Origin of the sequence: Kitasatospora sp. NPDC093550, from assembly GCF_044764985.1 — a bacterium.
Taxonomy (GTDB): Bacteria; Actinomycetota; Actinomycetes; order Streptomycetales; family Streptomycetaceae; genus Kitasatospora.
This window is the reverse complement of the sequence record NZ_JBIWJF010000068.1, coordinates 1-7,604: the sequence shown is the minus strand read 5'-3', so window position 1 is coordinate 7,604 and position 7,604 is coordinate 1. Positions and strand designations below refer to the sequence as shown.

Genomic DNA, 7,604 nt, shown 5'->3' with positions numbered 1-7,604 from the left:
CCACCACCTCACCAACCTCACCACCAAACACACCACCGCCACCCAACACGCCCTCACCAACCTCCACCACCACCTCACCACCACCAACAACCACCCATAAAAAACAAGAAGAAGAAAAGCCCGGATAACACCACACAAAAAGGAGGGCCCACCATGCAGACCGCCGAAATTCCCGCCCTGCCGGCCGAGCACGCCGTCACGACCACCGACCACACCGCGACCACGGACGACCACGCCCGCCTGGCCATCACGGTCCACCGGCCCGCCACGCCCGACACGACCCAGCCGCTCGTGGTGCTCGTGCACGGGTGGGCCGCCTCGCGGACGGTTTGGCACGCCACGGCGCAGCAGTTGGCGGGGGCCGGGCACACCGTGGTGACGTACGACCAGCGGGGGCACGCCTCGTCCACGGTGGGGCGGGAGGCGATCAGCATCGAGCGGCTCGCCAAGGACCTGGACACGGTGATCGGGACGTTGACGACCGCGGAGCGGCCGGTCGTGGTGGTCGGGCACTCGGGTGGCGGGTACGCGGCGCTCGCGTGGGCGACGAAGCTGGCCGAGTCCGGTCCGACGGGGGGCGCCAAGGCGGGACGCGGCAAGGTCGGCAAGAGGCTGGCCGGGCTGGTGCTGGTGTCGACGGCCTCGCACGGGCAGGACACCCCGGCGAACGAGGTCAAGATGATGGGGTCGAAGCTGTTCAGCCGTGCCCTGCGGACGCCGTGGCTGGGTCGCAAGCTGCTCGGTCAGACGCACGGGCCGCGCGCCACGTTGGAGGCCCGGGAGGCGAACCGGCGGCTCTTCGCGTCCACCCTGCCGCAGACCCGGGCGGCGTGCTTCGCGTCGTCCCAGGGGATGGACCAGCGGGCCGGGCTGGGCCGGATCTCGGCTCCGGCCGTGGTGATCACCGGTACCGAGGACAAGGTCGTCAAGCCGTCCTTCAGCCAGGAGCTCGCGGCGGCCCTTCCGGAGGCCACGCTGCAGAAGGTGATCGGCATCGGGCACATGGTGCCGCTGGAGGTTCCGGAGCACGTCGCGCACCACACCCACCAGCTGGTCCTGGCCGGCCGCTGATCACGCCGTGACCACCACCGCTCCGGCCGGCGTCCTGGCCGCGCTGCTGCCGCCGTACGTGCATTGCGCCGAGGCGTTCGGCGACCTGGATGCGGGCCGTCTCCACCCGTCGGAGGCGGCCTACATCCGGGACCGGTCGCCGCGTCGGCGGCGGCAGTTCGCCACGGCGCGGACGCTGGCCCGTCAGGCCCTGGCCGAGCTCGGCCATCCGCCGCTTCCCCTGTTTCCCCTGCTGCCCGGGCCCGGGGGCGCGCCGCAGTGGCCGTCGGGCACCGCGGGCAGCATCACCCACACCCACGGCTACACGGCCTGCGCCGTCACGGGGACGGGCCGGCACGTGTCGATCGGCATCGACGCGGAGCCCGTCCGGCCGTTGCCGCGCGGGGTCCTGGAGCTCGTCGGGTCGGAGGAGGAGCGGCGCCGGCTCGCCGCGCTGCCGGTGGACGGCACGCCGTGGGACACGGTGCTGTTCAGCGCGAAGGAGGCCGTCTACAAGGCGGTGCATCCGCTGACCCGCACCTGGACGCCGCTCGCCGCGATCAGCGTCGCCGTCCACCCGGACGGCACGTTCAGTGCCCGGCACCCGCACCGCGGAGGTGCGGGTACCGGGCACTGGGGGGTCCACCGGGACGTCCTCGTCACCACGCTGGCCCTCCCGCCGGAGAGTTGAGCGCCAGGCCTCGGCGACCGCCGCGGTCGCGGTGCGTCACGCGGGCAGCGGGCCGCCGGGGGCGAGGGCCAGTTCGGTGAAGCGTTCGGCGATGAGGCGGTGGGTCTCCGGGGAGGGGTGGAGGCCGTCGGGGAGCGGGTGGGTGTCGTGGTCGGCCTCGCCGTAGAGGGCTTGGCCGTCGAGGTGGTGCAGGGCGTGGTCGCCGTCGGCGCGGCGCTCGGCGACGATGCGGGCGAGGTGCTCGCGGATGACGGTGAGGGTGAGGCGGCCCGCGGCGCGTTCGGCCGGGTCGCCGGTGGCACGGAAGCGGAGGGTTCCGCTGCTGAAGTCGGGGGCGAGCGGGCCCGGGGTGTCCTCGTGCAGGGGGCAGAGCAGCGGGGAGACCACGAGGAGCGGCGTGGTCGGGTGGCCGTCCCGGATGGTGTCCAGGAACCCGTGGACGGCCGGGGTGAGGGCCCGCAGCCGCATCGCGTCGGCGTTCACCAGGTTGATGCCGAGCTTGAGGCTGATCAGGTCGGCCGGCGTGTCGCGGATGGTGCGCGCGGTGAAGGGGTCGAGCAGGGCGCTGCCGCCGAAGCCGAGGTTGACGAGGTCCAGCCCGGCGCGGTTGGCCACCAGGGCGGGCCACGTCCCGGTCGGGTGGGTGGCGTTGGAGCCGTGGCTGATCGAACTGCCGTGGTGCACCCAGCGCTTGCGCGGTCCGGCCGGGACGGGCTGGAGCGGCGCGTCCGTGTCGAGGGCGACCAGTTCGGTGGTCTCGGTGTGCGGGAGCCAGATCTCGACGGTCTTGTCCCGGGCGGGCAGGCCGGTGAACTGTGCGCTGCCGGACGGCCCTTCGGTGAGTTCGAAGCGGCCGGTGGCGAGGTCGACGGTGCGCAGGTTGCCGCCGGGCATGGTGGCCTGGGCGGCGAGCGCGCCGTCGACGAGGAGGTCGTAGACCCCGTCGGGGACGTGCGGGACGCCGGGGTAGGCGCGCTTGGTGGGCACGGCGTGCAGGGTGATCGCGGTGGCGCGGGTGCGGAAGGCGAGGCGGACGCCGGAGGGCTGGGACTCGGCCATGGCGAGCTGCTCGTCGGGGATCTGCCGACGGGCGCGGGCGGGCAGCCGGTGCGGCAGCAGACCGCGGCGGGTGTGCTCGACGTCCAGGTGGCCGTGCAGGAGGTCTTCGGTGACGGGGGTGGTGGTCATCGTGGTCATGGTGCTTCTTCGGTCGTCGCACGGGTGCCGGACGCTGCGCCGGGTGCGGGGTGCCGTCGGGCGTCAACGCGCCGGTCCCGTAGGGGTGTTCAGGGGTGTTCAGGTCGTGGTGGTGGCGGCGGCGCCGGCACCGCCCGCGCGCAGCAGGGCGTCGAGGGAGTCGATGATCCAGTCCCAGGACTGCCGCGGGTCGACGGCGGTGTGGCTGAAGCCGCCGGCCGCCTCCAGGCTGATGTAGCCGTGGAAGACGCTGCCGAGCATCCGGACCGCGTGGGTCTGCTCGGGCTCGGTGAGGTCGTAGCCGCGCAGCAGCGCCCTGGTCATCTGGGCGTGCCGGACTCCCGCGCTGGCGGCGGCGGTTTCGGCGTCCAGGCGCAGGCGGGTGGCGTCGTAGCGGCCGGGGTGGCGGGCCGCGTAGTCGCGGTAGGCGTCGGCGAAGGCCCGGAGCGCGTCGCGGCCCGACCGTCCGGCGAGGGCGTCGGCGACGAGGTCGGCGAGTTCGGCCAGGGCGTGGAGCGCGATCCGGGTCTTGAGGTCCTGGGAGCTCTTGACGTGGGAGTAGAGGCTGGCGGTCTGGACTCCGAGACGCCGGGCCAGTGCGGCGGCGGTCACCTGCTCGAAGCCGAGTTCGTCGGCGAGTTCGGCGCCCGCGACGACGACGCGCTCGACGGTCAGTCCTGCCCGTGCCATGTGCTGTGCTCCTCCCGTGCTGTCTGCCGCGCCGGCGCACCACGGGTACGCCGGTGCACTAAAGACAGTATGGGATTACCTAAAGGCTTTAGGCAAGCGGCATTGCCGATCAGGTGAAGGCCTGGGCTTCACAGGACCAGCCCGTCCCCCTCAACCCGCCCCCTCAGCCCGTCCACTCAGCCCGCCAGGATGACCGTCTCCGCCGGTCCCGAGAAGCCCGCCGGCTGCGGCGGGGTGCCGGTGGCGGCGAGGCGGCGGTGCTCCTGCGGGCTGATGCCGCGCACCCGCTTGAAGGCCGCGGAGAGGGCGAAGGCGTTGCTGTAGCCGACCTTGCGGGCCGCGAAGGCGACGGTGCACTCGGGCTCGCGCAGCAGGTCGGCGGCGACGGCCAGGCGCCAGCCCGCGAGGTACGCCATCGGGGGCTCCCCGACCAGGGCGGTGAAGCGGCGGGCCAGGCCGGCCCGGGACACCCCGACCCGCTGCGCCAGCTCGGCGACCGTCCAGGCGGTGGCCGGGTCGTCGTGCATCAGCCGCAGGACCGGACCCACCACCGCGTCGTGCTGGGCGCGGTACCAGGCCGGGGCGCCGGAGTCGGGGGCGGCGAGCCAGGCGCGCAGCACGGACACCACCAGCAGGTCGAGGATGCGGTCCAGGACGAGCTCCTGACCGGGTTCGTTCCGCCCTATCTCGGCGGACAGCAGGTGCACCAGGGTGTCGTCGGCGCCGGTGCCGGCCGGGCGCACCAACAGCGCCGGCAGGCAGCCCAGCAGGCGCTGGCCGATCTCGTGCTCGGCCTGGTAGGTGCCGGAGAGGACGACCGAGGAGGCCTGGTCGCCCTCCCGGCCCTGCCCCCAGGTCCGGACGCCCAGCGACATCACCTCGGAGACGTCCACCCCGTCCTTGGTGCAGACCTGGCCCGGGCCGACGATCACGTCCACCGGCGTGTCCGGGTCGTCCGCGACGGTGTACGGCTCGGGGCCCCGCACGATCGCCACGTCCCCGGGGTGGAGCAGCAGCGGGGTGCCGCGCTCGGGCAGGATCCAGGCGGCGCCGCGGACCATCGTCACGACCGAGAGCGGGGCCCGGTCCTCGATCCGCAGCGACCAGGGCGGGGTGAGGATCGACCGCAGCAGGAACGCGCCGCGGGCCTTGGGGCCGTCGAGGAGTCCCGTCAGAGTGTCCATGCCGCCAAGTGTAGACGGCAGGACATCATTTGACGTCCCGTCATTTGAGGGACTCTTGAGTGATCGAGGTGGCCCGGGCGCCGGAAATGCCGGATGATCTGCCCACGGGGGTACGACGACACGCAGCGGCACGCGACGACAGCACGAGCGAGACGGCAACGGCAAGCGCGACAGCGACGTGCGCGGCGCCCGCGATACCGACAGCGAGAAGTGAGGGGCTCACGACGATGGAAACGGCACGCACACTCGTCCTGGTGGCGGCCACTGTCACCTGTGGACTGACCGCCGGACTGTTCTACGCCTACGCGTGCTCGGTCATGCCCGCGCTCGCGCGGGTCGAGGACCGGACCTTCATCGAGGTCATGCAGCGCGTCAACGTGGCGATCCTGAACGGCTGGTTCGTCCTGGGCTTCGTCGGCGCCCTGCTGACCACGGCGGCCGCGGTCGCCCTGCACCTGCCCTCGGACGGCCACGACGTCCTGCCGGCGACCATCGCCGCGCTGGTGCTGTACGTCCTGATGATCGGGGTCACCCGATCGGTGAACATCCCGCTGAACGACGAACTGGCCGCCGCCGGCACGCCGCAGCGGATCGCCGACCCGGCCGGCGTGCGCGGCCGCTTCGAGGCCCGCTGGGTGCGCTTCAACGTGCTGCGCGCCCTGCTCGCCACCGGCGCCCTCGGCTGCCTCGCCTGGGCACTGGTCCTCAACGGACAGAGCTGACGGCCGCGGAGCGCCCGCCGCGCAGCACCCACTCACCGAACGCGTGCTTCCCCGACGCCACCCTGAGCGCCCTCAGCCGCACAGGGTGGCGAAGCCGTACCCGCGCGCCTTGAGCGCGGAGATGATCCCGGGCAGCGCGGCCACGGTCTGGCTCCGGTCGCCGCCGCCGTCGTGCAGCAGGATCACCGAGCCCGGACGGACGTTGTTCAGCACCCGCGAGCGGATGGCCGCCGCGCCGGGCCGGGACCAGTCCGCCGGATCCACCGACCAGAGCACCACCTGCTTGCCGAGCGCCGCCGCGCGTGAGCGCACCGCGCCGTTGACCGCGCCGTACGGCGGGCGCAGGCAGCTCGGGGTGCGGCCGGTCCGGGCACGGATGATCCGGTCGGTGTCGCTCAGCTGGGCGTCGAGCGCGGGGCCGGACAGCTTGCGCAGGTCCGGGTGCGACCAGGAGTGGTTCTGCACGCTGTGGCCCTCCCGGGCGACCTGCGTGGTGAGTGCCGGGTGGGTGGCGACGTTCCGCCCGATCTCGAAGAAGGTCGCCCGCACCCCGTAACGGGCGAGCGTGGCAAGGATCTTGGGCGTGTAGGCGGGGCTCGGGCCGTCGTCGAAGGTGAGGTACACGACCTTGCCGCCGTTGCCCCCGGGGCCGCCGTTGCCGCCGGCCGCCTCCGCGGGCGCGGCGGGCAGCGCGACCGCGGCTCCGGCCGCCAGTGCCACGGTGAGCGCGCCGATCGCGGCCCGGAGCCTGCTCGTTGGCCCTCGCCCCGCCGTCGTCGGCCTGACCGCCGCTCCTCGCCTGCCGGTACGTCCGGACATGCCCGCCCCCTCGCGGTCGTCACTGCGCTGCCACCGGCCAGTCTGCGCCGACCGCCCGACCGCCGCGACCCGCCGGAGGACGGGGGCGGACGGATTCGGCCAGCCGCGCACCCCTGACCGGCGAGGCCGGCACGGGTCGCCCGGGCAACGCCGAAGCGCCCCCGGCGGAATCGACCGGGGGCGCCGACTGCGGTACGGGGAGCCGTTGTTCAGCGCCCGGCACGTCCGTGCAGCACCAGCGAGCGGGTCAGCGCGAGCAGACCGCCCGTGCACAGCGCGGTGCGGAGCATGTTCACCGGCACCCAGGTGTCGGCGAAGTGGGAGCGCACGGCGGCGAAGTCCTGGATCTGGGACGGGTCACCGGCCGCCGCCAGCTGGTTGTTCAGCGGGATGTTGACGCCCATCGTCACGATCAGCGCCACCACGTACAGCGCCGTGGCCAGCGCGGCCCACAGCGCCGCCTGCCGCCGGCCCGCCTTGTGCAGCAGCCAGGCCGCGACACCCGTCGCGACGAAGGCGCCGACGAAGACCAGGCCGAACAGCCCGTTCTCGATCGACTTGTTGATGTGCTGCATCGCCGTCACGTACGTCCGGTCGTCACCCGCCGCCAGGCCCGGCATGACCGACACGTCGAAGGCGAAGAACAGCCCCGCCATCAGCCCCATCGCGACGGTGGCGCCCACCAGCAGCGGACCGGTCGCCTTGCTGCGGGTGCCGGGCACGCCCGGCGCCGCGCCGCCCGGGGCGAGGCCGGTGAAGGACGGTGGAGCGGTGTAGGAAGCAGGAGTCGCGGTCTGGTTCGAGCGCATAGGTCATCCTTCGGTTCTCCCCGGTCCCCGCCCTGCGCGGGGACCTCCCGGAACCGGGCGCACCGGCCTCCTCACCGCTCCCGGCCACGGCCGGAGCTGACGGTCAGGGGGCCGGCGCCTCCCGGCACCGACGATCATCTGAACTGCCGTACGGACGGCAGGTGTTGCCGTACGCGCGCAAGGTGGTGCGGCACGAGCGGCAGGTGGTGCGGTTCGAGCGGCGGGAGATGCTCTCCCGGGCCGAGCGGCGGGTGGTGCTCTCCCGGGCCGAGCGGCCGGTGGTGCTCTCCCGGGCCGAGCGGCGCGCCGGCCGCGTCGGGTCGGTCGGACGGGCCCGGCCGGTCACGCGTTCCACACGCCCGAGGCGGCGGCCTCCCGCGCGTAGTCCGCGAAGTCCCTCGGCTCACGACCCAGCGCCCGCCGCACCCCGTCACCCAGCGAC

The 7,604-nt window shown here is 73.8% G+C and carries 8 protein-coding genes; 3 read left to right on the top strand and 5 right to left on the bottom strand.

Annotation, left to right across the window (positions count from 1 at the left end):
• Nucleotides 1–153: 153 nt before the first annotated feature.
• Both ACIRD3_RS40365 and ACIRD3_RS40360 read left to right on the top strand, forming a co-directional pair.
• Nucleotides 154–1,071, top strand: a complete 918-nt coding sequence (locus ACIRD3_RS40365; RefSeq protein ID WP_402227109.1) for an alpha/beta fold hydrolase — start codon at nt 154–156, stop codon at nt 1,069–1,071.
• Nucleotides 1,072–1,078: 7 nt separating this feature from the next.
• Nucleotides 1,079–1,741 (top strand): 4'-phosphopantetheinyl transferase, encoded by a 663-nt coding sequence (locus ACIRD3_RS40360; protein WP_402227108.1) that lies wholly within the window; start codon nt 1,079–1,081, stop codon nt 1,739–1,741.
• A gap of 36 nt (nt 1,742–1,777) precedes the next feature.
• Here ACIRD3_RS40360 and ACIRD3_RS40355 read toward each other — a convergent pair whose 3' ends face one another.
• The 3 genes from ACIRD3_RS40355 to ACIRD3_RS40345 all read right to left on the bottom strand — a co-directional run bounded on the left by ACIRD3_RS40355 (nt 1,778) and on the right by ACIRD3_RS40345 (nt 4,812).
• Nucleotides 1,778–2,938 carry an SGNH/GDSL hydrolase family protein gene (locus ACIRD3_RS40355; protein ID WP_402227107.1) on the bottom strand — a complete coding sequence of 387 codons (1,161 nt, stop codon included), beginning with the start codon at nt 2,936–2,938 and terminating at the stop codon, nt 1,778–1,780.
• 99 nt (nt 2,939–3,037) lie between these two features.
• Nucleotides 3,038–3,628 (bottom strand): TetR/AcrR family transcriptional regulator, encoded by a 591-nt coding sequence (locus ACIRD3_RS40350; protein ID WP_402227105.1) that lies wholly within the window; start codon nt 3,626–3,628, stop codon nt 3,038–3,040.
• A gap of 176 nt (nt 3,629–3,804) precedes the next feature.
• Entirely contained in the window at nt 3,805–4,812 is a 1,008-nt protein-coding gene (locus ACIRD3_RS40345; RefSeq protein ID WP_402227104.1) for an AraC family transcriptional regulator, read from the bottom strand.
• 254 nt (nt 4,813–5,066) lie between these two features.
• Between ACIRD3_RS40345 and ACIRD3_RS40340 the strand changes: the two genes are divergently transcribed.
• A complete protein-coding gene (locus tag ACIRD3_RS40340; protein WP_402227102.1) occupies nt 5,067–5,534 on the top strand; it encodes a DUF1772 domain-containing protein in 468 nt (155 codons plus the stop codon).
• A gap of 72 nt (nt 5,535–5,606) precedes the next feature.
• Here ACIRD3_RS40340 and ACIRD3_RS40335 read toward each other — a convergent pair whose 3' ends face one another.
• Together ACIRD3_RS40335 and ACIRD3_RS40330 are read right to left on the bottom strand one after the other, a co-directional pair.
• Nucleotides 5,607–6,353: a polysaccharide deacetylase family protein gene (locus ACIRD3_RS40335; protein WP_402227101.1), complete on the bottom strand. Its 747-nt coding sequence runs from the start codon at nt 6,351–6,353 to the stop codon at nt 5,607–5,609.
• Between the two features lie 209 nt (nt 6,354–6,562).
• On the bottom strand, nt 6,563–7,162 hold the full coding sequence (locus ACIRD3_RS40330; protein WP_402227100.1) for a DUF1772 domain-containing protein: 600 nt from the start codon (nt 7,160–7,162) through the stop codon (nt 6,563–6,565).
• Nucleotides 7,163–7,604 lie beyond the last annotated feature (442 nt).

Bases quoted from the DNA above. Each gene is read 5' to 3' on its own strand.
- ACIRD3_RS40365 (WP_402227109.1), top strand. From the start codon at position 154: ATGCAGACCGCCGAAATTCCCGCCCTGCCGGCCGAGCACGCCGTCACG.
- ACIRD3_RS40355 (WP_402227107.1), bottom strand. From the start codon at position 2,938: ATGACCACGATGACCACCACCCCCGTCACCGAAGACCTCCTGCACGGC.
- ACIRD3_RS40350 (WP_402227105.1), bottom strand. From the start codon at position 3,628: ATGGCACGGGCAGGACTGACCGTCGAGCGCGTCGTCGTCGCGGGCGCC.
- ACIRD3_RS40345 (WP_402227104.1), bottom strand. From the start codon at position 4,812: ATGGACACTCTGACGGGACTCCTCGACGGCCCCAAGGCCCGCGGCGCG.
- ACIRD3_RS40335 (WP_402227101.1), bottom strand. From the start codon at position 6,353: ATGTCCGGACGTACCGGCAGGCGAGGAGCGGCGGTCAGGCCGACGACG.
- ACIRD3_RS40330 (WP_402227100.1), bottom strand. From the start codon at position 7,162: ATGCGCTCGAACCAGACCGCGACTCCTGCTTCCTACACCGCTCCACCG.